Consider the following 22,102-nt stretch of genomic DNA (forward strand, 5'->3'; position numbering starts at 1 on the left):
TCATTTTGCACCTTTACTGAAAAGTACAACTCCTACAGTCTGAAGTAATATCTTAAAGTCTTCTGTAAGACTCCAATTATCGATGTATTTAAGATCAAGTTTAACTACTTCGTCAAAATCCTGAATATCACTTCTTCCGCTAACCTGCCAAAGTCCTGTAAGTCCCGGAGTCATTGAAAGGCGCCTTCTGTAATGCTCATTATACTGTTCAAACTCAGCCTCTGTCGGTGGTCTTGTGCCCACAAGGCTCATATCACCCTTCAGAACATTAAGGAACTGTGGAAACTCATCAAGACTGGTCTTTCTTATAAATGCGCCAACTTTGGTAACTCGCGGATCATTCTCCATCTTGAACATGAGACCGCTCATTTCATTCTGAGCCTCAAGTTCTTTCTTACGCTCCTCAGCATCAATATACATTGATCTGAACTTATAGATCTTAAATCTCCTACCGTTCTTACCAACTCTTACCTGTGAAAAGAAAACCGGACCAGGCGAATCAATCTTAATAGCCGGAGCCAAAAACAGTGTTATTATTCCTGTAATGATAAGGCCTACCAAGCCACCAATAATGTCGATAATTCGCTTAATGAACAGCCTCTTATAACTGGTCTTATTCATGTTATAAGACAACACTGAATAGTCAAGGAAATCTCCAACCTCTGTAACTGCCTTTCCAACACTGGGAAGTTCAAGACAGTAATGAGTATTGACACCCATCTCTTCAAATCCAAGAATAATGTCCTGCATTTTACTTTGAGGAATATTTGGAGTATTAATGAATACCTCATCAAAAGGATCTGTAATAAGCCGAGAAGTGATATCCTGAATACCATAATGGACGTGTACATCTCCCACCATCCATTTCTCATTATTTTCCGCATTATCACTATCTGCACAATATGCTCTTACAACTTTGTATCCAACATTAGAGCCTCTGACAACCAGCCTCTCTATTGTCTTCTCCATAAGAGCTTTCTCTGAAATAACTACGACCTTTAATACGTTCTTGTCACTGCTTATATGTCTTCTCAGAAATTCCTTAAACAATACCCTTGCAACAAATGTCAGGAGTATATCCATCCATACGAAATTGCCCACAACAAATCTGGACAAAATATTAGTCCACTGTAGGAAGAATACAACTACCAACGCACTTACTACAGTTACAAAAACAGTCCTCAAAACTGCTAAGAATTCTCGTGCAAATCCTCTGATTATGAAGTCCCTATTCCAGTCTGCAAGGAATGTGTAAATAACGCAGAAAAGGAGAAATACAACGCACACCATATAGTGAAGCGTTTTATCTCCCCAGTCATTCCTCGTATTATATCTAAGCCATGTAGCAATAAGATATGACACCAATATACTTGCCATATCTATGAGCCAAATTGCGTATGTTTGCAGTGTTTTATACTTTTTATTCATACTTTCCTCATACTCTCTTCCCAAACATATAGTCTATAGCAATATACCACATAAACTTAATGTTTGTCACAAAATATCTGCTGATAAGCCTCTTTGGATCCTGTAGCAATCTATACAGCCACTCAAACCCAATCTTCTGAATCCATTTAGGTGCTCTCTTAATTGTCCCGGCATGAAAGTCAAATCCTGCGCCAACCCCCATCATGACGCCGTGCACTTTGCCTTCATGAGCCTTCATCCATTTTTCCTGTTTAGGTGCACCAAGCCCTATCCATACTATATCAGCCCCCGCTGCATTGATCATATCAATATCAGCCTGATCCTCCTCAGGAGTCAAATCCCTAAAAGGTGGTGAATAGAGTCCTTTTATTATTATTCCCGGATACTTTGATTCCAGATTTGCCTTCAATGCATCAAGAGTTTCCTGCTTGGCCCCGTAGAAGAAATGAGATATCTGTCCCTTTCTTGTGTCTCTAAACATGTGCTCCATGAAGTCAGGCCCTGCCACTCTGCTTGCCCCCTTGATACGGCTTTTTCTCTGTAAGGTAGCAATTGGATTTCCGTCAGGGAATGTAAATGCCGATTCATTCAGTATATCCGCATATTCCTTGTTTTCTCTAGCCATTACCGAAGTATGTACATTAGAGAAACAGATATATTTTCCTGATAATTCCTTAATGTGTCTTATTACATGAAGTACAGCTTCCTCTGTCTTGGCTATGGAATAATTCACACCAAATAGCGGAAACTTCTCTTTTCTTACAAAAGCCGGAATTGCTGAATATCCCCTTATATCAGCAATGATGCCGGGCTTCACAGTGTAATTCAAGGCTGAAATACTACAAAAAGCTCTGATTCCCAAATCTTCTGCTTCTTTTATCATCTTCTCAAGATCAGCTTCAGGTACACCTCTTGTCATAATGAGAATTTCATTGTAATCCCCATCTGAAAGCATTTTTTTTAGCTCTTCAGTCTTAGGATAGGGATACTCAACCTTCAGTATCTTCCAGTCATCACTTGTACCATACTTGCGTATATGATGCCTTCTATACAACATTCTAAGCACATACCCTATAAGTACGCTCAGTACGAAAAATGTTGCCATAACTGCTCTGGAAGAATCCGTGCTCATGTGTATAGCATAATGATACACAAAAGCAAGCGTCACAAGAATACACCTGCTCTTGAATACTGTAGCAAAATTCTCTATGGGGTCCTGGATAAAAATCGATGTCTTACGAGTATCATACAGCAGATAAACAATAACGTGAAAAACACACATGGTAATAACTACAGAAACGTAAATGCCGTTAAAGTAGCTGTGGGAATGGATTGCGTCTCTTCCATAGCGTACCAAAAGAGCTATAGCCATAGCCATGATTATAGCAATTTCATCAATTATAAAAACTCTAATGATTGGATAATTGGTTCTGTTCTTCATTCGTACAACTTTTAATCGCCTAATTCAGCCTTAATCACTTCCGTACCATTGTATACATTCACTTGCATTGCATCAACAATATAGTCCAATTTCTCATCGAACACTAAAATGCTGATTCCATTGTATTCAGGCGAAAAGATATCTTCTCCTAATATTATATTGGCAAACTCATCATTTTCTGTCTTGTATATATTCAGATCCGTTGTTCCCAATTCTTCATAATGGCTAAACTCAGCTGAGCCATCAGAATACCAGCTTACATTCCCTGATCTTAAAACAAAGATACCGCCCTTTTCATAATCTTCTTGGCTTATTCCAAAATCAGCCAAGGCTGGCCAAAAGGCATCATCTCCCACAGCCCTATAATTGCCATTAAGTGAAATCAAAACACTAAAATCAGAGTATCTATCCTTCAGCAAATCAAGATACTCGGACACCTCATTACATTCTCTAATATTATACCTGAATTGTCTATCAGAAAGATATCTCACATGGTCATCCCACAGCTCATATCCGCTCTCTCCTCGCCTATCAGGAAGCGAATACTCCGAAACCAAGACATCAGATATAGCTCTGGTAATTTTCTCAGCTCCGTAGTCATTAAGATGATCTGTATCTCTTAGGTCCTTGGAAAAATCAATTCCATATTCCTGATAATCTTTAATATAGTTTAAGAATCTGCATCCCTTTGACTCAACATGAGCCTGAAGAGCATTTTGCTGGTTTTGCTGTTCTTCACTTGCACAGTATGGAGCAGCAAAGAATACCGGTTCAACCCCATTTGATTGGCATACCTCGATAATCTTATCTACATGTATAAGTGTGCTTTCTGATAATTCAACTGTACCTTCAGATATCTGGATTGGCTCAAAAGCTATAGTCTCAATACTACCTCGGTATCCACGAATATACTCTTCTGTTGATATAAAATCTTCCCTGGTAAGCTCTTTATATCTTGAATGGACTATAGGAAGCCTCAATAGCATGTCCTCTAACGTTGTCCTGTCAAGCTTGTTATTCCTTACAACATTAAGTGTGTAATCAATAAACCTTGGCGAAAACTTTGAAGTAAGTGCTGATCTGTAAAAAGAATCTAACGTGAATTCTTCGCTTAATAACAGATAAGTTTCTATCAGCGCCACCTTGGGCTTATTATTAGCAATGACTTCCTTAACGAAGTATTCAGTACCATCTCCCAATTGACCGCCGGCAGAAAGCGTATAGCTTGCAATTCCATTCTCACTCCACAATATTCCGTTATTAACAGTACATGCAGCGTGTGAACTTCCAAATATCACTACATCAATAGGGACATCTGTACTATAAAAATTATCTGCACCACCACCGCTTCCGGTATTCTTATATCTTAATATACCATATAGCTGAGAAACAGTAATAATCAGCAGCAATACAAACGCTGTAATCTCAAATAGAAATGCATTTTTCTTCATTTGGTACCTCAAAACTGAAAGTATATAAACTGTTGTGATTCAAATCCAGGACCATATTCACCAAAAACTATAGTAGCGAGCACCACAACAAGTATAAAGCATACTCTGAAAACAGCAAATTCCCCTACAAGCCACTGGCTTATAGTTAATCCTTTTCTTGTTCTTATAAAGTCAACAATTGTTAAGAGAAGAACAGCTGCAACCAATATCCACATTTCATTAACATCTAACCCATAAGAATAAATTGTGTCTCCTGATAAAATCCACCAATCCGGCTTTGTAAACAATCTATGGATCAGAGTGTATGCCTGTGAAAAACTATCCGCTCTAAAGAACACCCATGCAAAATCAACAGCCACAGTAACTATCGCTGCTCTGCAAAGTACAAATCCAAAAGAATTTTTGTTTACTCCAAGCTTTTCTTCAATCTTATGAAGTGTAGGCTTAGCAATATTCTCAGCAATCTGTAAAATACCATGTATTGCACCCCAGAACACAAACGTCCAGTTAGCGCCATGCCATAATCCACTAAGAACGAATACTATAAACACATTAATGAGCTTTCTTGCTTTACCCTTACGATTGCCACCAAGTGGAATATACACATAATCTCTAAACCATGATGATAGTGAAATATGCCACTTTCTCCAAAATGATGTAACTGAAGTTGCAAAATATGGAGCATCAAAATTCTCCATAAGTCTAATACCCATAACCTTTGCAGCACCAATTGCAATCGTAGAGTAGCTTCCAAAATCACAATATATCTGAAGTCCAAACCCAAAGAATGCCATGAGCAGCCCTACACTACCATAAAGGTTTAAGTTTGAATAAACATTATCAACCAGTATCGCAACTCTGTCTGCAATTACTAACTTCATGAACATTCCCCAGCACATCTCAATAAGGCCTTGCTGGACATTATCAATCCTGTATATATCTTTTCTTTCTTTAATAGCAAGATCTTTTAATTGTCCCAAAAGATTCCCGCTTCTCTCAATAGGCCCAGCCACAAGCTGTGGAAAGAATGACACAAACAGCGCATAAGTTATAAAGTTATGTTCAGCCTTGGTCTTTCCTCTATAGCAATCAATTGTATATCCCAGAGCCTGAAATGTATAAAAAGAAATACCTACAGGCAACAAAACATCGATGTGCCTTGGTACTGAGTGTGAAACATATCCAATTGTATCAAGGAAGAAATTGAAGTACTTAAAGAAAAACAAGATGCCAAGATTAGAAACAATACAAAGAAGCATTATCAGCTTCCTGTTTCTTAGCACACTTGTTTTTTCCATTAGAATAGCGCATAAATAGGTGATTACTGTAGATGCCAATATAAGCACAATATACTTAGCTTCCCAGCACATGTAGAAGAAGTAGCTGCATACCAGCATCCACGGAAGTCTAACCTTTTTAGGTACACACCATAAAAGCAGTAAAACTATTGGAAAGAAAATCAAAAAATCAATACTGTTAAATAACATAACTCCTTAAACCACAACCTTATCATACAGGTCAGATACTTTCTTCCAGTCAAGGACTTCCCAGAACGCCTTAACATAATCTGCCCTTAAATTATTTATTTTTCATATAATATGCATGCTCCCATACATCCAATGCAAGAATAGGAGTTCAATCAGTTCCCTCACTAAAAGGATTGTCCTGATTAGGAGATGCTGTTACATAAAGATTACCAGCTTTGTCAGCTGAAAGAAATGACCATCCTGCTCCAAACTTACCCGCAGCAGCTTTTGAAAACTTATCAATAACTTCATCCAGACTTCCAAGTATCTCATTATTCTTATCTGCAGGTTTTCACTTTGGAGCTTTAACAGCATTTAGCTAGAGCGTTGAGAAATAAAGATTATGATTATAATATCCGCCTCCCTGATCTCTAAGTCTTTTCCTCAATGTTTCATAAGTAATAGACTCAAGAAATGATAACACATTTTCTACGGACTTGTCATTAACTCCTGCTTTCTCAGCAAATTCATTAAACACCTTGATGAATGCTGCATGATGCTTGCCATAATGAGTTCCCATAGTGAACTGGTCAATATATGACTTAAGCACATTTATTTCAAAATCAAGTTTATCCTTCTTAAACATACAGAACATACTTAATCATTATCTAGAGCATGTATTTCATACTATATGCGTTTTTATCATGCAGTAAATACTATGAAGTGTAGAAATAATCATAAAGCACATCTGACACTTTCTTATACTCAACACCCTTATTAAGTGTTTTTTGTAAATGTGTTCGTATAATTTCAGGCATCTTTTCATTTGTTGAATAAAGATAAAAATTGTCCTCCTCTACTAATGCCCGCATTGGATTTTCTATTCCAGAAGCTCTAACAGTTTCCATTACTGTAGGCGTAGGCGCAAGCCATCCGCACAAATATATAACATTTCTAAATGTATTATGGTATTTTTCCCTTGTTATACTCATAGGATTATTAGATATATATAAATCCGTCATAGCATATATGCATTCATCATTTTGGTTAAAAGAATATAGTCTTCCTGTTATATCTGCTTCATTATTCACCACATGTCTATCCTTAATATAAAGCCAATTATAAATCATGCCTCCAGAATAAACCAACGTAACTAATGTAGAAGCAACTATCATTGCAGCAACTATATGCTTTATATTAATGCGTAACTTCCAATAATCTAAGTACTTATTAAATCTACAATTATAGCTAAAGAAACAATTGAAGTATAAAATCATTAATATGAAAAGTGTAATAAAGGCCCCATACTCAGCTCTCCACATGAATCTTCCCACATATGTAAAGTATCCGTACACTACATACAACGCACCTAAATTTAATAAAGAATATATCTTTGCGAAACTATCACCCAAAACGCACATTAGTAATATCATGAGGTAAACTGAAATCAGCACCCCTTTGCTGGCAAATGGCGCATGATTCCATGCTTTAATAAGATTTATAAAAGCTAGCCCAATTACTCTTAAGCTAACTCCATGCCCGCTATTACTAAATGGTTTTTCTATTAATGCAACTTTGTCATACCACTCGACAGTGAAAAAATCAGTATCAGCAAACATCCAGCTACGAAACAACTCTAAGTCATTCTCATCGGTACTAATTTCATCATATCGATTTGGGTCATGATCATAAGTCGCACCATAAAAATCTCTTATAAGTGTGCTTTTCTTGTCATATTCCCAAAATGTTCTCCATTCTGGATTATTGTTTCTGAATATCCACTCAGAAAAGAAAATTATAACAATAGATACAGCTAACAGTATAAAAACTAAAACAATGTTTTTGTTACTAGCCTCATGTCTTACTCCCTTAGTAATTAAAATGACTGCCAATGCCAACAAGAATGGTATACACATGTATAAGCATTCTATTCTACAAGCCGCTCCAATGAAAAAAAAGAATATACCTAGCAGTATTCCGAACAAGTTTTTGTTATTTCCTCTGATAAATTCAACCATGCATAATATTCCCGTAGCTATCCACAATGCCGCACACCTTGTGTACTGAATTGATATATAGCAATCTCTCGCCATGATAAGATTCATAATCATCGCAATACTTATAATAAATCCTCTTGAAGCAAATTTTCCATTACGCAGCATTTTAAATGCGATTATTTCACTTATTACCACGATGGATGATACATTCATTATTATCATTATTAAGTAATACCAATCCACCCATGGTAACAGTCTGTTAAGAATTGCAATAGGTATTCCATACAAAACATTACTATATGGGATATAATAGCAATACTTATCTCCAAAAGCACCTACGCTCATTAAATTACGAAAATAATCATCGCCTCCTGCATAATCAAGTTCTCCTCCAGCAACACTAACTATACAGAACAATAGCGAAATTATTATGACAATAAAATAACTCTTTTCTTTTTTATAAAGACTTGATAAATGCATTTCCATACAATGTTTATATCCTTTTAAACCCGCGCAGAGACATATCCCTGCTATCATTTTACGGCTCCGAAGAATTTTCATCTTCTAATACATAACCATATTGACCATAAAAGGTCACCCTATCCATTGCCAGAACCGATTGCTTATTGTAAAACCTAGCTGTGCACACATTCGCCCATGCATCTTTATCATATTCAGAAAGCGAGAAGTGCTGAAAAGGCCCTTGATCATAATTCATTTGCGGAACAATTACATCGCTACAAGTATCATCACTAAGTAAAGCTATCCGCTCTCTCATCTGATAATCGTAATCCATAAGTGCACCGCTTTTAATATAATTAATGCATAAATAGTCAACAGTATTTCCCACCAAGTGCTTACCCATCACAAGACAAAACATCACCACAAATAAAGCAAAACCAATCATTATATGCTGCTCAAACCACTTACTGTCAATTAATTTACTGCTAGGCATGTACTTTAGCAATATCGTCTTCGCCCATGCCCCAATATACATACATAGTACTGTAGTACTAAGCATAAACACAAAATAGTAAGCATTATACACTCCACTAGAAAAACCAGTTGCCTCATTAGATTCTTTTGCTACTAAGTTTATTAATTCTTCTGGCGCGTGGACACATGAAACTATCGCCACATGCACGAACAATGCAATAATAGGATTCTCTATAGGATATTTACAACGATGTGGGTCAAATGCATAAAATGAAATAATAAACAATGCAACTACAAGAATAAATAATGGCCTTATGTAATAATAAAAACTCGTCTCACGATACTCTCCCAATAGCCCCGCCTTCAAAGATCTTGCCAAGACAATAAACAATTCTCTAAAACCAACATGAAGATTACTCCCACCTCTAGCATGATTTCCCGGAGCTATTACGCTTATGTATAAAGAAACCAAAAATGGAATAAACGGCATAAGTAAAAATAACATTCTTTTCTTACTTGATGAGAACAGTATTCTGGCAGCACACAAAAGAAATACAGTTAGTAGTAGCACTGCAGGTGGATACCCACACCCTCCCACCATTACGACAAGCGGAATCGTCCAAAGCAACATGCCAATATGTTCATATAATAAATATCTGATCAGCATGGTAGTTACTAAAATTGCGAGTATCACAGGTAATGTATAGGCTATAACTCCTATGTAAAAAAAATAGCCATATTTAGGGGATATAATGAATTGAAAAAGAAAGAACGAGAAAATAAAAAAAACTGTATAAAACGTATTAGTATCAATCTCAAAAATATCTACTAATATGGTTTTCAAGAAAACATAATGAGAAAGCAAAACTAAAGCAATCGCAAAAACAGGTACAATAACGTATGCCTTTTCGTTAAAAACAGATGGTTCAAACTGATGAACAAAATTACAAAACCAAGTTCCCTGCCAGGTATTATATGTTTCACCTGCTTGTATTAGCGCAGTTCGAAATACGTAACTTGCATTACCTCCGTCCATTATTGCTCTATGAACACTAGCACCGAAATTCATATCTTCAGCCGAAGCATAATTGAAGGGAATCATCCAAATGATAGGTATTATAGATACAACAAAAAGGATACCAGCAAGTATAGCAATAAGTCTATTCGCCTTACTCGAATCTCGAATTTTAACATCGTTCAAAAAAACACTCCTCATCAAACTCATTCGCCTCCAACATCAGAATCTCCTCTAATGATTCTTCTTATCACATACTGTGGGGAATTGTTAATACAAATATATATACGTCCAATATATTCCCCCATCATTCCCAACACGCAAAGTATAGCACCGCCAATAATTAGAATGACGGAAATTGTAGACGCCCATCCAACAGGCGCAGTAGGACTAATTAGCTTTTTTACAATGTTCCATAATGCATATACAAATCCCATCGACGCAGTCATTATTCCAAACATTTCAGCAAATCTTAATGGCTTAATGGAAAATGCAGTAAAACCATTGAACCACAATGCTAATAGCCTCTTTAACGTATAACCAGACACTCCTTGAAGACAATCTCTGTGGTTAACAGTAACATTGCAAATACTGTTCGTTGACCTTAAAACAAGTCCTATAACATAAGGATATGGCTGCTCATACTTAATCATTTCATCATTAACCAACCACTTGATCATACAGGTCAGATACCTTCTTCCAGTCAAGGACCTTCCAGAAAGTCTTAACATAATCTGCCCTTAAATTCTTGTATTTTAAATAATATGCATGCTACTAAACATCCAAATTGTACCATTAATATCTCTTTCTTTCGAGTTTGCTTGTCCGTACAGCTTTCACAACAGCGAATATTGGTGTTATTGCCCCACTTAATACCGCACTCCACACCACAGCAGTAATCACAAATCTGCCATACTCAAATCCCATAAATATCGTTCCATCAGTTTCAGCTCCTTTAGGTAAAGCAATCTTCGTCATAATCATAATAATTATAAATCCAGCAAATAATCCAACAAAAGCAAAAAGCCTTTTTTGTTTTGTTTTTTGATGTGCCACTGTAAGCCTTTCCTTCCATTTATCATAATCTATACTGTAAGAAAAAGCATGATTAAAACGCATCAGCGGTGCAATGATCTTTGTCTTTACTTTCAGTTTTCCTTCGATTAACTTAATAAAGCTGGTGTAGGCTAACCCGACAAATATAAAGGATATATTCTTAAAAGACAGATTGAATAAAAGCGGCTCTACTATGCCAATAGTCGCATAACTTAATACTATTGCAATCTCTGTTCCTGCCTTCCGCTTTATCATATCTTCTATGGCAATATGATATAAAAGATTCACAACCAAAAATAATATAAGTCCATATTGCAATAACAAATAAAGCTGCGACTGGTGGATTACCGGATAGATAACCGACTCCGGATCAGGATCATTAAGACGTTGCCCAAACAACGATATAGTGTTATTAATCCAATAATAATGACCAATGTAAAGACGATGGAGCCAACTCAAAAAATGAGTATTTCCCTCACCTCCAAATATTTCACCTTCATATAAGACTGGGCATAAAATCCCGATAAACGAGCAAAAAAGATAATACCCATGAGTGAGAAGCCTTGTAAGCAAAGAAAAATTGCACTTGAAACGATAGTAATAATGCAGGACTAATACCAGACTTCCCACTATCAAAGCTGTTTTTGCAAAACTATAAATAAATAGATATATTAATCCTGCAAACAATAAAAGTGATATAGAGACAGTTCTTCTTTTATTTTCATTTTTGTATAAAAAAAGAACCATCATCATGAAAACAAGATAGGGTACCATTATCACATTCAATTGTAATAAACTAATTGACCTCCTAAGAATATCGCCAACAGGAGTCGCCAATGGATAATACTCCTTATCTTGAATAAGACCAAACACACATAAAAATATCATCACTCCATATGCAGTACCTGATAAAAAAAGCGAAAGTCTAAACAATCTTTCGACAGATATCACTCTAGCACCTATCATCATTGCAAAGAATAATAGTAGTCCCTTTTCTCCAGATAGTACATACGCCAAAGAAGCAACTATAATCAACCCCAGATCACACATACGAGTGAACAACGATTCTGAATTCATTAAATAGCTCAACAGGAAACATACAGCTCCTATCAAAAGAGTTATATTATATCCCATGTTGCCTTCTACCAAGCCTAATATTCTTGTGGTAAACAACACAAGAAAGAATATAACATAAAATATTTCAGATATTTTTATCCTGCCTTCCATACCATACTGTTCCTTATCTCAACAAAAAATCACATCTCATTAAAACTTCATATAAGCCTCTACTAAATAAGCACTAAAACGAACAGGCAACAAGCCTACGCCCCTCTACTTTATAAACAGTATCATTACTGATATTGTCTTTCCCACCAAATACTACAGCAAATTCTTTGGCAAATTGCTCATCTGCAGTATGAAACAGCACATAATCAACATCATTTTCAATTAACAAATCAATCCACTCCTCCGGTTTCATAACAGTTGTATTTGGATTATCATCGTTTCTGGCAGTAGGCCGGATAGGCGCAGCTATAAGTATTCGTGGACGTGAATAATATCTCATCTGAAGCCACAACTTAGTATCGTCATCATCATAAGAAAGAAAACATTCAGCCCATTGGGCTGTGCGAACATCATGTGTGATCTGATCCATACCTGGCCTCCTTTAAAAAACTAGTTATTTTTTTCAGTTTTTTAAAGTAAACCATAGTAGTGGATTAAATCAGGGCGCGTTATTTGACGCTTACTTGTAAACAAGTTGCCTGTTGCTATGATGACCAAAATCTCTGTTCACTACAATATCAGAATGCAATTCTAAACAATTCCATCATTTTCTAGACATATTCTATAATCGTTGAAAAGCCTCCACTAGACAATATGTAATGACCTCCACTATGTAGCAACGTGGAGGTCATTACATATTGTCTAGTTAGTTTTTTCAGTTTTTTAAAGTTAACCATAGTAGTGGATTAAACCATAGGCGCGTTATTTGACGCTTACATCATTTATACCATAGCCTTGGTATAATTTCGCGGGAACGCAGGTTAAAACAAATTCTTCGTTCTTACTTCTTTTATAACCGAATGCAATATATCCATGTAGTAACAATGCTTGTTTCAACCTTGGCTAACATTCTCCTTATAACGCTAACTGCTGCATTATCAAGCTTTCGTAATCTATAAATCATTCTAATAGAATATTGCATATGTTATTTTACAATAACAAGCGTACCCGCATAATCAGCTAACGGTACAATATGAAATTTAGTATTAAGATATTCTTGGGCATCTTCAATAGCCTTATGTGCGCCTTCTGTAAGCTCTTCGTAACAATTATAATCATGCATAAAAATATATCCACCAGCAGACATTCTTGGCCAAAAAAACTTTAGTCCTTCAAACAAAGGGCGGTAATAATCCATATCTAATGACACAAAAGCAAATTTATCATCTTTTTCTTCTTCAACTGTATCAGGAAAATATCCCTTTCTAATAACAGCATTCTCCGGAGTTATTAGTCTACTTTTAACAACTTCTATCTGTTCATTAGCTGAATGTCTCTTAGCTGTATCCATCACCCCTTTACTATTAGGCAAGCTCTTAAGATTAAATTTTTCCATTTGTTCCTGCAAATCCCTACTATCAAATCCTTCGTAAGTATCGTAGAGGTAAATCTTTCTATTTGAAAAGCAACGATTTATCGCGCTGCTAAACTCACCAAGGAATACACCTGCCTCAGCACAACTCCCCTCAATATCCTTATTATTAATCTCCTCAGCTACTAGCTCTAATGTTCTATATCTGACGTAATCAGAATTCCATAATTCCTTAGCAACCATGCTTTTTGAGTGCTCATCATATAGCATTGTATCAATAATCCTAGATCCATCATTCACCAATCCAACATGTAATCCGAATCGCTTAGCAATAAGATTGTGCAATCCTAAAGATTTCTCAAATAATTCTTTTTTTATGCCCATTGAAATGCTCCTTTGTTACTTTTCTTGTCTATACTTTGTAATATAGAAATCTAAACTATTTAATCCTTGTTCTTTTTTCTATTTAATACACCTACAACACTATTTAACGTAGTTACAACTAACTGATATCTGCATAAGATCAGAACGGTCACATATACTATTATAGATATAATTATAGAAACAACAATAGTAATAATCGAGTTGCCTACTATAATTTTGGACAAAATACAAATCACCCCAACCAAAATAGTTCCTATAATGGGTGGGATAAAATGCTGTTTCTTGTTGCCAAAATCAACCGCTTTATCAACATTAATTATACATATAATCGCTACTATCATATTCGCCAGCAACGTCGTTATAGCTGCTCCAATAATACCACATCTAGGAATAAAATATGCGTTCGAAATAATGTTAAACGCCATTGCAGCAATCCATGCAATAGTAAAAGTTTTATCTTCTCCTTTCGGTAGTAACACTAAATTTCCAAAAATATTAATCAAAAACATAAATATCATTGAAACAGAAAGAATCATTAAGCATTCTGAGGCTTCAACAAACTCTCCTCCAGCTATAGCCATTAGTACATCATCTGCTAATATAAACAGTCCAACAAAACACGGCAGTCCCAAACAAAGAGTGAAATCCACAACAGAATTCAAAAGTGCATTGATCCTGTTATAGTCTTTATTATTAAAACTAATAGTAAGTCTAGGAAGCACTACCCACGTAATTGAAAGTATAGCCTGTGTCACTAAATTATAAATTTTCATCGCAGTACTGTACAATCCAACTTCTCTATCACCCTTCATAAATCCTAGCATAGAAACATCAAGATTGTTGAGAATTTGCTGACTTAACAGCATGGTAAACAAACTCATAATAGGAATCATATGACGTTTCCACTCTATTCCATGAATCAAATCAATAATAAGATGTACTCGGCAAAATCTCTGTCTGTGCCATACATTGAGAACACTTGCGCCTGCTGATGATATCATACTGATTACTGCAAACTTTAAATAATCTTCTGGACGACGTACAAATATAAACACCAATAGAAGGCTAATGAATTGAAACGCAACTGTTCTTACTGTGATAAATCTAAAATCCTCCATAGCTGAATTCAACCAATCAGCTCCTACTGTAGTTGCAAGAATACTTAGGCTCTGAATCGCAATAAGATGTCTATAATCTTCTAGCTTATTATTTGCAAATAGAAACAGCATCAAAAAAAAATACGCTATAACTGTCGTGACAATACTAATACTGAATATCTGACTAGCTGTATCTTCTAGTGCTTTATCATCATTTCTAACTGCCGAACATGCGCGAATAGCATATGTAGAAATTCCAAGCGTTGCCAGTAAACTGAAATAAGAAACAATTGATGTTCCAAAATTAACCTTTCCAAAATTTTCAGGAAGAAGCACCCTTGAAACATAAGGAAATATCACAAGCGGAAATAGTATAGACGAAATGGTCTTAATTGCATTATAAATAGTATTTCTTTTTATACTCACATGGTTACTCTGATTCATTAAGTAATCCTTTCTTTTTATTTCTGTCTGTTATTTAAGATTCTTTATTCGCCTTCTATTAATGCCATAACCATGGGCATTTTCACCACTTTCACGCTTCTGTGAATTCGTCTTTCTTGCTGCGTTTTGCTATAATTATTAATTAATAAGCAAATCTATGATTCAATTGTCGGAAGAACAACTGAATAATCTTAATAAATAAGCTCTGGTCATCATTGTTTCATCTTTGCAGGACCAGCTTGCTTCCATGCAGTCACAGCTTGACTCTGCCAACGCTCAGCTTGCCGATACAAACCGTCAGCTTGAGATTTTTGTAGAGCAGCTCCGCCTCATGAATCAGCGTCAGTTTGGCAAACGTTCTGAGTCTGTATCTGAGATTGATGGCCAGCTTTCAATGTTTGATTCTTTCAATGAAGTTGAAGCTACCATGGATTCATCAGCTCCTGAACCTGAAATTACTGAAGTTATCATTTCTTCCTACAAACGTTCTAAACGCAAAGGCAAGCGTGAAACTGACCTTGATGGTCTTCCAGCACGTGTCTTTGACCACAAGCTTTCTGAAGAAGAACTGGCCAAGAAATTCCCTAACGGCTACAAGGAGCTTCCAGAAGAAGTATATAAGCGTCTTCATTTAATCCCTGAGACATTTATAGTTGATGAACATCATGTCCACGTTTATGCATCAAAAGATAACAACGGAAAAATCGTACGAGCTGAAAGGCCTGTTGATCTGTTCCGTAACAGTATCGCAACTCCTGCACTTGTTGCCTCTATCATTAATGGTAAGTATGTTAACTCAGTCTTACTGAAACAGCCAAAGCCAATGGCATAAATACCTACGACTATCTGGAGTTGCTGCTGCCCGAAATTCCAAAACATCAAAATGATAAAAATCTCGACTTCTTGGACAAGCTTCTTCCGTGGTCGAAAGATGTTCAGATAAAATGTCCCAGCAAGTTTAAAAAATCATAATTAACTTATCAAGGTTCTACTCTATGAATCGCCAGTAAAATGGCGGTTTCTTTTTTATTTGGCACTCATGAATGAGGACTTATGATTCTTCAAGTTACCACACCGAATATAATTTCACAACCTCTTTGGCAGCCAATTTAATTGCTCTTTATCAACTAGTTCATCTGACCATTCATTCTTATGTTGCAAAATCATTTCGATTGAAACCCTAGAAAAATTTATTTTTAAAAGCTCATTAATCATTTCCTCAGAATGCCTATATTTTAAAATATCTGCAGGATTTCCTCCGACAACGGCATATGGAGGAATATCTTTAGTTACAACAGATCCCGCTGCCACAACTGCTCCTTGACCAATATGCACCCCAGACAATATAGTCACGTTTTGTCCAATCCATACATCATCACCAACAACTATATCGCCCTTTGAAGTAGCCTCATACTTCTGATTACAGTATTGAACTTTAAATGGATACGTCGAAATTGTATCCATACTATGTTCGCCACAAACGATAAAATACACGTTACCTGCTATGCTACAATAGTTTCCTATCTTCAACTTATATGTGTCCGAAAAGTTTATCACATGAATAAGACCATATGAGCCATTCCCAACTTCAACTAATAATGGATTAAACTCTTCAGCCATATACGTAAAATTATGTCTGTTCTTCCTTCTCCATCTCCTACGTTCAACCAATAACCGAACTCTATAGTAAACTGAGGCTATCATTTAATTTTCCCTTTCTCCCATAACATCTGCAATTGCCTCTAAATAACCTTTGCCATACTTCAAATCTGGTTCTAGATGATTTCCCTCTCCCCATTCATTCCATGATTGAACTATTACAATTTGATGATCATCTTTTTTGGTTGAAACAATCTTTTTTGCCCTTAACAATACTTTTTTAAAATATCTAGGTTCACAGTCTTTCAGTATTATAGCATTTCTTCCTGACCTTGGTGAATGATCCCAATTAGGTGCCACAACCGGAATCACATTATCATTTTTGCAATCATCAGTAACCATATACTTGATTGCATCCTTATAATTAAAAACGGTTGGAAATCCGAACAATTCTCGCTTTATTTTTAATAATACCTTTCTGGCAACACTTAATCTGTGATGAATGTTAATTGTGTCCATGTTGTAAATTGCATCAATTCCCAGGTCCAGTATTTCTTCCTTGCTCCTGCTATCGAAATCAGCGGCAGCAAAATAGAAACCTGTCAATCCCTCTTTTTCTGCTAACCCCCTCCAGCATTCAACAAAATTTTTTACTTCATCTCTATTATCTAACGGATAATGAATAATAAAAAAGAGTTTATTGTCAACTCTAAAGTACCTCTTGTCTTTAAATAAAGGCAACATCCTATAAAAAAACTTTTTATAGTCATCTTTTCCTAAATAGCGTTGCTCTTGAATGATAAGATTTCCTTTTGCTTCATTATTCCAAAACTTTTTTTCCCAAGAACAATTTGCCCATCCTAAGCAATAACTAATTTTAATTGATTCATCATTATACATATCCCATAATGGTCCGTCTAATTCAGTCACGCCATTTCCAAACCAATATGTCCAATAGCAAAAAGCTTCAATTCCGTATTCCTGAGCCATTTTTGCCTGTGCTCTTCTTGTTTCCGCCACTCTTAGGTCATAGAATCCTAAATCAGCAGGAATATGTGGTTCATAATGGCCTTTATATAAAGGTTTCGCTTTCGCAACATTTGTCCACTCAGTAAATCCTTTTCCATACCATCTATCATTAGTTTCTGTGGGATAGTACTGTGGTAAATAAAATGATATAATTCTCATCTAAATCTCCAATAATCAAACCCAAAACCCTAAAATAAGCTCAACAACTCGAGCCACTTCACCTTGTTCCATATATGGTGAAAGTGGTAACGAAAGCACTTCATTACACAACTCATTTGTTACAGAACAATCAAAAATCCTATTTTTACCATTTAAATATTTAAATGCCTGCTGCTCATGCATAGCTTTGGGATAATAAACAAATGAAGGAACATCATTAAGCTTTAGCTGTTTTTGCAAGTCATCCCTTTCTTTTTTACCAGAAAGTTTGATGGTATACTGCGCCCAAGATGAAGTAAATCCTTTCCGGATGAACGGCAATTTAATCCTATAGTCTTGTTTCTTACTTAATAATTCCGTATACAAGTCTACAATGGCATTCACTTCGTTAATCTCAGCATTAATGAAAACATCAAACTTAGCTAGTAAAATAGCAGCTTGCATCGTATCCAGCCTTGAATTCATTCCAATTCTGACATTATCATACTTCATTGTTCCTTTACCATGAACACAGTATGATCTTATCAAATCAGCCCATTCATCATTATCTGTAAATACTGCACCTCCATCACCATAGCAGCCAAGTGGCTTCATTGGGAAGAAGCTTGTGGTCGATATATCGCCAAAAGAACAAGCTTTTTTCTCGCCAATAGCTCCGCCAAATCCCTGTGCACCATCTTCAAGTATAAGAAGATTATATTTATCAGCAACTTCTCGAATTCTTGGATAATCGGCAGGTTGTCCAAATAAATCTACTGCAACAATTACTTTGGGCTTTAGTGTCCCATCTTCTAAAACAGACTTTATCGCAATCTCAAGCTTATCCGGATCAATATTACATGTATCATATTCAACATCAACAAAAATAGGTGTTGCGCCGGCAAACGAAACAACTTCTCCGCTTGAAAAAAATGTGAAGTCTGGCACAAATACCGCATCGCCTTCGCCTATTTCCCATGTCATCAACGCCAAGCTTAATGCGTCTGTTCCGTTTGCACAGGTTATACAGTGCTTCACGCCCACATAATCAGCAAGCTTTTCTTCAAGTTCTTTTACCTGGGAACCTGAAATGAAATTGGCATCATTTATTACCCTTGCTATTGCAGCATCTATTTGTTCTTTATTAGCTGCATATTGTTTTTTTAAACTTCTAAATTCCATACTATCCTCTTAATTGTGAAACCTATCTATTATATTCCCTTTCTTGTCCACCTTGGCGATCGGAGTAGCAGGAATACCCGCCACGAGTGTATACGGCTCAACATCTTTGGTTACCACAGCACCTGCTGCCACCATTGCATATTCACCGATTTTATGTCCACAAACTATTGTTGCATTTGCTCCAATGCTTGCTCCATGTCTCACTAAAGTTTTCTTGTATCCTACATGGCCTTTGGGAAACTCAGCCCTAGGCGTAAGATCATTTGTAAATACGCATGATGGGCCACAAAAAACCCCATCCTCCAATTCTACACCCTCATATACAGAGACATTGTTCTGTATTTTGACGTTATTACCTATAATAACATTGTTTGACACATTTACATTTTGACCAAATGAGCAATTTTTTCCTATCCTAGCACCAGATTGCACGTGACAAAAATGCCATATTTTTGTGTCTTCTCCGATAATAACATCATCGTCAATATAACTACTTTCATGAACAAAATAATCTGCCATAGAAACATCCTCGATTTATGAGACTTTGTACCGTATTATCCTTGAGAGAATCGGCCTTTAAAATCCATTGTGGAACACTCTTTAAGTGGTAGTTTTACCGTTTCTCCTGTGGCTGCAGCTTTGTATATAGCCAAAACAAGCTCAAGCGCTCTTCTTCCTGCTTCACCATTAACATATGGTTCTCGGTCATTCTCAATTGCCTCTATCATATCCTTATACAAAGGAGTATGTCCGTATCCATATACATTTGGGGGATTCTCGTGAAATCTTGCCTTAACCTCCTCCGGATCATCCAGCATATCAGAAAAACGCCATTCCTCTATAACATTTACGGATTGCCCACCTGCTTTTACAGTACCTTTTTCTCCAAACAGATATAACGTTTCTTCAAGGTTTTTAGGATAAATATCAGTCGTTCCTTCAACTATACCATATCCACCATTAGCAAACTTAATAATAGCGATGCCTAAATCCTCTGCATCAATATAGGGATGATTGAGCCTGTCTGTCATTCCAGCAACTTCTACAACATCATCGCCCATCATCCACCTTAGTAAGTCTATATTATGGATACACTGGTTCATAAGAGCTCCGCCATCCTGTTCCCATGTTCCTCTCCAGGAAGCGCGATCATAGTATTCATGATCTCTACACCAACGTACATGTGCAGTACCATAAAACATCCTTCCAAATCTGTCTTTTTCCACTGCTTCTCTAATCTTTTGGATTGATTTGTTGAAACGATTCTGGTGATTAGCACATACCTTTACATTCTTTTCTTTTGCTTTTGCAATAATCTTATCCGCATCAGCCAACGACAAGGCAATGGGTTTCTCTATTATCACATTGCATCCAGCGTCTATGCAGTCTAATGCTATCTGAGCATGTTTACCAGATTCAGTAGCAATTGCCACCAGCTCTGGGTGCACCTCTTTTAACATCATCTTATAATCTGTATACTGTGGAATGTCCGTGCTTAAATCGAATTTAATTACTTTGTCGCGTATATTATTACTATCAATATCACAAAGTGCTACAAATTCTAAGTTGTTTGCCTTTGCAGCCGCTATGTGATTTGGTGAGATGCGTCCACACCCTATTAGCGCATATTTCATTTTCATCCTCCAATCCAGTTTTCTATCCTATTTATAATTATCTACTTTTCACTTTAAATATACTCTTGAGAGAATAGCATAATCCAATTTCTTTAATGCAAGATCATAACCCATTCTTTTATACTCTTCAACCAAGCTTGCATTTTCTTTAATCTGTTCAATTAGCTCTTTTAGTTTATCAATACCATCTACATACAATACCGAGTCTTCATATAGTTGCTTGTATGAACGCGTAGGCGCAACAACTAACGCACACCCTGAACATAATGCAACCTGGCTTGTTGCAGACTGGGATCCAGGCTGAAGATAAACATCAGTTCCGCATAATATATCTAGGAGTTCTTGTCCATTTTTCCATCCTAAATATCTTATTCTTTTATCATTAGCTATCAACTCATTAAAACACTGTCTCTCGCTTTCAGGGACACTTCCAATTATAAATAAAACTAGTTTTTCACTTATAACTGACGAAAACGCTTTGATTAACTCAATAGTCTTTTTCTCTTTTGATAATTTCCCTGAATGAGATAGAATTATCGCATCTTCTGGCAAATCATATTGCTCAAGAAGTCTATTACGCTGTTCATTCTGTCTATCTTTGCTCTGAATAATACCTCCCAGCGGATATAACTCCATTTTTTCATCAGGCAAGCCATACATGTCAACCAAATAATCTTTTGTTTCTGCTGTAATATAGAGAACTTTTTTGATTTGCTGAAGAGCTCTCTTAATAAAGTATCCATGTATATACTTATACGCCAACTTGGATACCGCCGTTTTAGCTGTATTTGTAAAATCTTCATGTGAATCCACATAAAAAGTCACGTTATTCTTCTTTGAATAACACGCCACATCCATTAATTCATATCCACATAACCCATGATAAAGAATGACATCTGGCTTAACTTCTTCCAGAATTTTTTTGAGTTTACTCACTTTCTGTATCTTGTTAGTAATAAACCTATTAATTACATAATCATAGTTCAGCCTAATGAGCCTCATTCCATCATCCAAAACAATATCTTCTTCATCAACACTCTGCAGGACTCCGTTGACATATTTGGAAGCATTGCTCACAAAGACAACTTTATGACCATCCTGAATATTCATTTGTGGCAAAATGTTGTCTTGATAAAGCATACCTTCAGTATAATAACTCAGTAGCCCAATGTGTAAAATAGTCATTATTCCATCTCACAGTACATC

General features: G+C 36.1%; 22 protein-coding genes and 1 pseudogene. 2 read left to right on the plus strand and 21 right to left on the minus strand.

The window, feature by feature from the left end; genetic code table 11:
• The 15 genes and pseudogenes from G589_RS0117825 to G589_RS0117880 all read right to left on the minus strand — a co-directional run bounded on the left by G589_RS0117825 (position 1) and on the right by G589_RS0117880 (position 15,314).
• On the minus strand, positions 1-1,428 hold the full coding sequence (locus G589_RS0117825; protein ID WP_026523059.1) for a sugar transferase: 1,428 nt from the start codon (positions 1,426-1,428) through the stop codon (positions 1-3).
• 7 nt (positions 1,429-1,435) lie between these two features.
• Positions 1,436-2,869 carry a WecB/TagA/CpsF family glycosyltransferase gene (locus G589_RS22310; protein WP_242826480.1) on the minus strand — a complete coding sequence of 478 codons (1,434 nt, stop codon included), beginning with the start codon at positions 2,867-2,869 and terminating at the stop codon, positions 1,436-1,438.
• Between the two features lie 11 nt (positions 2,870-2,880).
• A complete protein-coding gene (locus G589_RS0117835; protein ID WP_026523061.1) occupies positions 2,881-4,320 on the minus strand; it encodes a hypothetical protein in 1,440 nt (479 codons plus the stop codon).
• Between the two features lie 8 nt (positions 4,321-4,328).
• Positions 4,329-5,807, minus strand: a complete 1,479-nt coding sequence (locus G589_RS0117840; protein ID WP_026523062.1) for an MBOAT family O-acyltransferase — start codon at positions 5,805-5,807, stop codon at positions 4,329-4,331.
• A 6-nt stretch (positions 5,808-5,813) separates the two neighbouring features.
• Positions 5,814-5,906: a Fe-Mn family superoxide dismutase gene (locus G589_RS22500; RefSeq protein ID WP_442855625.1), complete on the minus strand. Its 93-nt coding sequence runs from the start codon at positions 5,904-5,906 to the stop codon at positions 5,814-5,816.
• 49 nt (positions 5,907-5,955) lie between these two features.
• Positions 5,956-6,114: a Fe-Mn family superoxide dismutase gene (locus tag G589_RS22475; RefSeq protein WP_334291258.1), complete on the minus strand. Its 159-nt coding sequence runs from the start codon at positions 6,112-6,114 to the stop codon at positions 5,956-5,958.
• Between the two features lie 51 nt (positions 6,115-6,165).
• The gene (locus G589_RS22405) at positions 6,166-6,432 is read right to left on the minus strand and encodes a hypothetical protein (protein WP_330366754.1); all 267 of its coding nucleotides are present in this window, start codon (positions 6,430-6,432) and stop codon (positions 6,166-6,168) included.
• A 70-nt stretch (positions 6,433-6,502) separates the two neighbouring features.
• A complete protein-coding gene (locus G589_RS0117850) occupies positions 6,503-8,320 on the minus strand; it encodes a hypothetical protein (protein ID WP_026523063.1) in 1,818 nt (605 codons plus the stop codon).
• Between the two features lies 1 nt (position 8,321).
• A complete protein-coding gene (locus G589_RS0117855) occupies positions 8,322-9,920 on the minus strand; it encodes a hypothetical protein (protein ID WP_155832585.1) in 1,599 nt (532 codons plus the stop codon).
• A gap of 20 nt (positions 9,921-9,940) precedes the next feature.
• On the minus strand, positions 9,941-10,414 hold the full coding sequence (locus tag G589_RS20650) for a hypothetical protein (RefSeq protein WP_051192577.1): 474 nt from the start codon (positions 10,412-10,414) through the stop codon (positions 9,941-9,943).
• Positions 10,395-10,505, minus strand: a pseudogene (locus G589_RS21765) (Fe-Mn family superoxide dismutase); the annotation flags it as partial. The pseudogene G589_RS21765 and the gene G589_RS20650, both read right to left, overlap by 20 nt.
• Before the next feature lie 24 nt (positions 10,506-10,529).
• Positions 10,530-12,017: a hypothetical protein gene (locus G589_RS0117865; protein WP_026523065.1), complete on the minus strand. Its 1,488-nt coding sequence runs from the start codon at positions 12,015-12,017 to the stop codon at positions 10,530-10,532.
• Between the two features lie 73 nt (positions 12,018-12,090).
• Entirely contained in the window at positions 12,091-12,447 is a 357-nt protein-coding gene (locus tag G589_RS0117870; protein ID WP_026523066.1) for a hypothetical protein, read from the minus strand.
• A 555-nt stretch (positions 12,448-13,002) separates the two neighbouring features.
• Positions 13,003-13,773, minus strand: coding sequence for a TylF/MycF/NovP-related O-methyltransferase (locus G589_RS20655; protein WP_051192580.1), 771 nt, complete (start codon positions 13,771-13,773; stop codon positions 13,003-13,005).
• Between the two features lie 59 nt (positions 13,774-13,832).
• Positions 13,833-15,314: a flippase gene (locus G589_RS0117880; protein WP_026523067.1), complete on the minus strand. Its 1,482-nt coding sequence runs from the start codon at positions 15,312-15,314 to the stop codon at positions 13,833-13,835.
• Between the two features lie 247 nt (positions 15,315-15,561).
• Between G589_RS0117880 and G589_RS22355 the strand changes: the two genes are divergently transcribed.
• Both G589_RS22355 and G589_RS22505 read left to right on the plus strand, forming a co-directional pair.
• On the plus strand, positions 15,562-16,146 hold the full coding sequence (locus tag G589_RS22355; RefSeq protein ID WP_026523068.1) for a hypothetical protein: 585 nt from the start codon (positions 15,562-15,564) through the stop codon (positions 16,144-16,146).
• 20 nt (positions 16,147-16,166) lie between these two features.
• Positions 16,167-16,286, plus strand: a complete 120-nt coding sequence (locus G589_RS22505; protein ID WP_442855624.1) for a hypothetical protein — start codon at positions 16,167-16,169, stop codon at positions 16,284-16,286.
• Between the two features lie 114 nt (positions 16,287-16,400).
• On the opposite strand, the gene G589_RS0117890 is transcribed toward G589_RS22505, so the two are convergent.
• The 6 genes from G589_RS0117890 to G589_RS0117915 are packed head-to-tail and all read right to left on the minus strand — an operon-like array spanning position 16,401 to position 22,081.
• On the minus strand, positions 16,401-17,018 hold the full coding sequence (locus G589_RS0117890; RefSeq protein ID WP_026523069.1) for a CatB-related O-acetyltransferase: 618 nt from the start codon (positions 17,016-17,018) through the stop codon (positions 16,401-16,403).
• Entirely contained in the window at positions 17,019-18,101 is a 1,083-nt protein-coding gene (locus tag G589_RS0117895) for a glycosyltransferase WbsX family protein (protein ID WP_026523070.1), read from the minus strand.
• 15 nt (positions 18,102-18,116) lie between these two features.
• Positions 18,117-19,262 (minus strand): DegT/DnrJ/EryC1/StrS family aminotransferase, encoded by a 1,146-nt coding sequence (locus G589_RS0117900; RefSeq protein ID WP_026523071.1) that lies wholly within the window; start codon positions 19,260-19,262, stop codon positions 18,117-18,119.
• A 9-nt stretch (positions 19,263-19,271) separates the two neighbouring features.
• Entirely contained in the window at positions 19,272-19,781 is a 510-nt protein-coding gene (locus tag G589_RS20660; protein ID WP_035776609.1) for an acyltransferase, read from the minus strand.
• A gap of 35 nt (positions 19,782-19,816) precedes the next feature.
• Positions 19,817-20,896 (minus strand): Gfo/Idh/MocA family protein, encoded by a 1,080-nt coding sequence (locus G589_RS0117910; protein WP_035776611.1) that lies wholly within the window; start codon positions 20,894-20,896, stop codon positions 19,817-19,819.
• A gap of 48 nt (positions 20,897-20,944) precedes the next feature.
• Positions 20,945-22,081, minus strand: a complete 1,137-nt coding sequence (locus G589_RS0117915; RefSeq protein ID WP_026523073.1) for a glycosyltransferase family 4 protein — start codon at positions 22,079-22,081, stop codon at positions 20,945-20,947.
• Positions 22,082-22,102 lie beyond the last annotated feature (21 nt).

Source organism: Butyrivibrio sp. VCB2001 (assembly GCF_000423965.1).
In the GTDB taxonomy this organism is placed as follows: Bacteria; Bacillota; Clostridia; order Lachnospirales; family Lachnospiraceae; genus Butyrivibrio.

Coding starts and splice junctions, on each gene's coding strand:
- G589_RS0117825 (WP_026523059.1), bottom strand. CDS start 1,428: ATGAATAAAAAGTATAAAACACTGCAAACATACGCAATTTGGCTCATA.
- G589_RS22310 (WP_242826480.1), bottom strand. CDS start 2,869: ATGAAGAACAGAACCAATTATCCAATCATTAGAGTTTTTATAATTGAT.
- G589_RS0117835 (WP_026523061.1), bottom strand. CDS start 4,320: ATGAAGAAAAATGCATTTCTATTTGAGATTACAGCGTTTGTATTGCTG.
- G589_RS0117840 (WP_026523062.1), bottom strand. CDS start 5,807: ATGTTATTTAACAGTATTGATTTTTTGATTTTCTTTCCAATAGTTTTA.
- G589_RS22405 (WP_330366754.1), bottom strand. CDS start 6,432: ATGTTTAAGAAGGATAAACTTGATTTTGAAATAAATGTGCTTAAGTCA.
- G589_RS0117850 (WP_026523063.1), bottom strand. CDS start 8,320: ATGATAGCAGGGATATGTCTCTGCGCGGGTTTAAAAGGATATAAACAT.
- G589_RS20650 (WP_051192577.1), bottom strand. CDS start 10,414: ATGATCAAGTGGTTGGTTAATGATGAAATGATTAAGTATGAGCAGCCA.
- G589_RS0117865 (WP_026523065.1), bottom strand. CDS start 12,017: ATGGAAGGCAGGATAAAAATATCTGAAATATTTTATGTTATATTCTTT.
- G589_RS0117870 (WP_026523066.1), bottom strand. CDS start 12,447: ATGGATCAGATCACACATGATGTTCGCACAGCCCAATGGGCTGAATGT.
- G589_RS20655 (WP_051192580.1), bottom strand. CDS start 13,773: ATGGGCATAAAAAAAGAATTATTTGAGAAATCTTTAGGATTGCACAAT.
- G589_RS0117880 (WP_026523067.1), bottom strand. CDS start 15,314: ATGAATCAGAGTAACCATGTGAGTATAAAAAGAAATACTATTTATAAT.
- G589_RS22355 (WP_026523068.1), top strand. CDS start 15,562: ATGCAGTCACAGCTTGACTCTGCCAACGCTCAGCTTGCCGATACAAAC.
- G589_RS0117890 (WP_026523069.1), bottom strand. CDS start 17,018: ATGATAGCCTCAGTTTACTATAGAGTTCGGTTATTGGTTGAACGTAGG.
- G589_RS0117895 (WP_026523070.1), bottom strand. CDS start 18,101: ATGAGAATTATATCATTTTATTTACCACAGTACTATCCCACAGAAACT.
- G589_RS0117900 (WP_026523071.1), bottom strand. CDS start 19,262: ATGGAATTTAGAAGTTTAAAAAAACAATATGCAGCTAATAAAGAACAA.
- G589_RS20660 (WP_035776609.1), bottom strand. CDS start 19,781: ATGGCAGATTATTTTGTTCATGAAAGTAGTTATATTGACGATGATGTT.
- G589_RS0117910 (WP_035776611.1), bottom strand. CDS start 20,896: ATGAAATATGCGCTAATAGGGTGTGGACGCATCTCACCAAATCACATA.
- G589_RS0117915 (WP_026523073.1), bottom strand. CDS start 22,081: ATGACTATTTTACACATTGGGCTACTGAGTTATTATACTGAAGGTATG.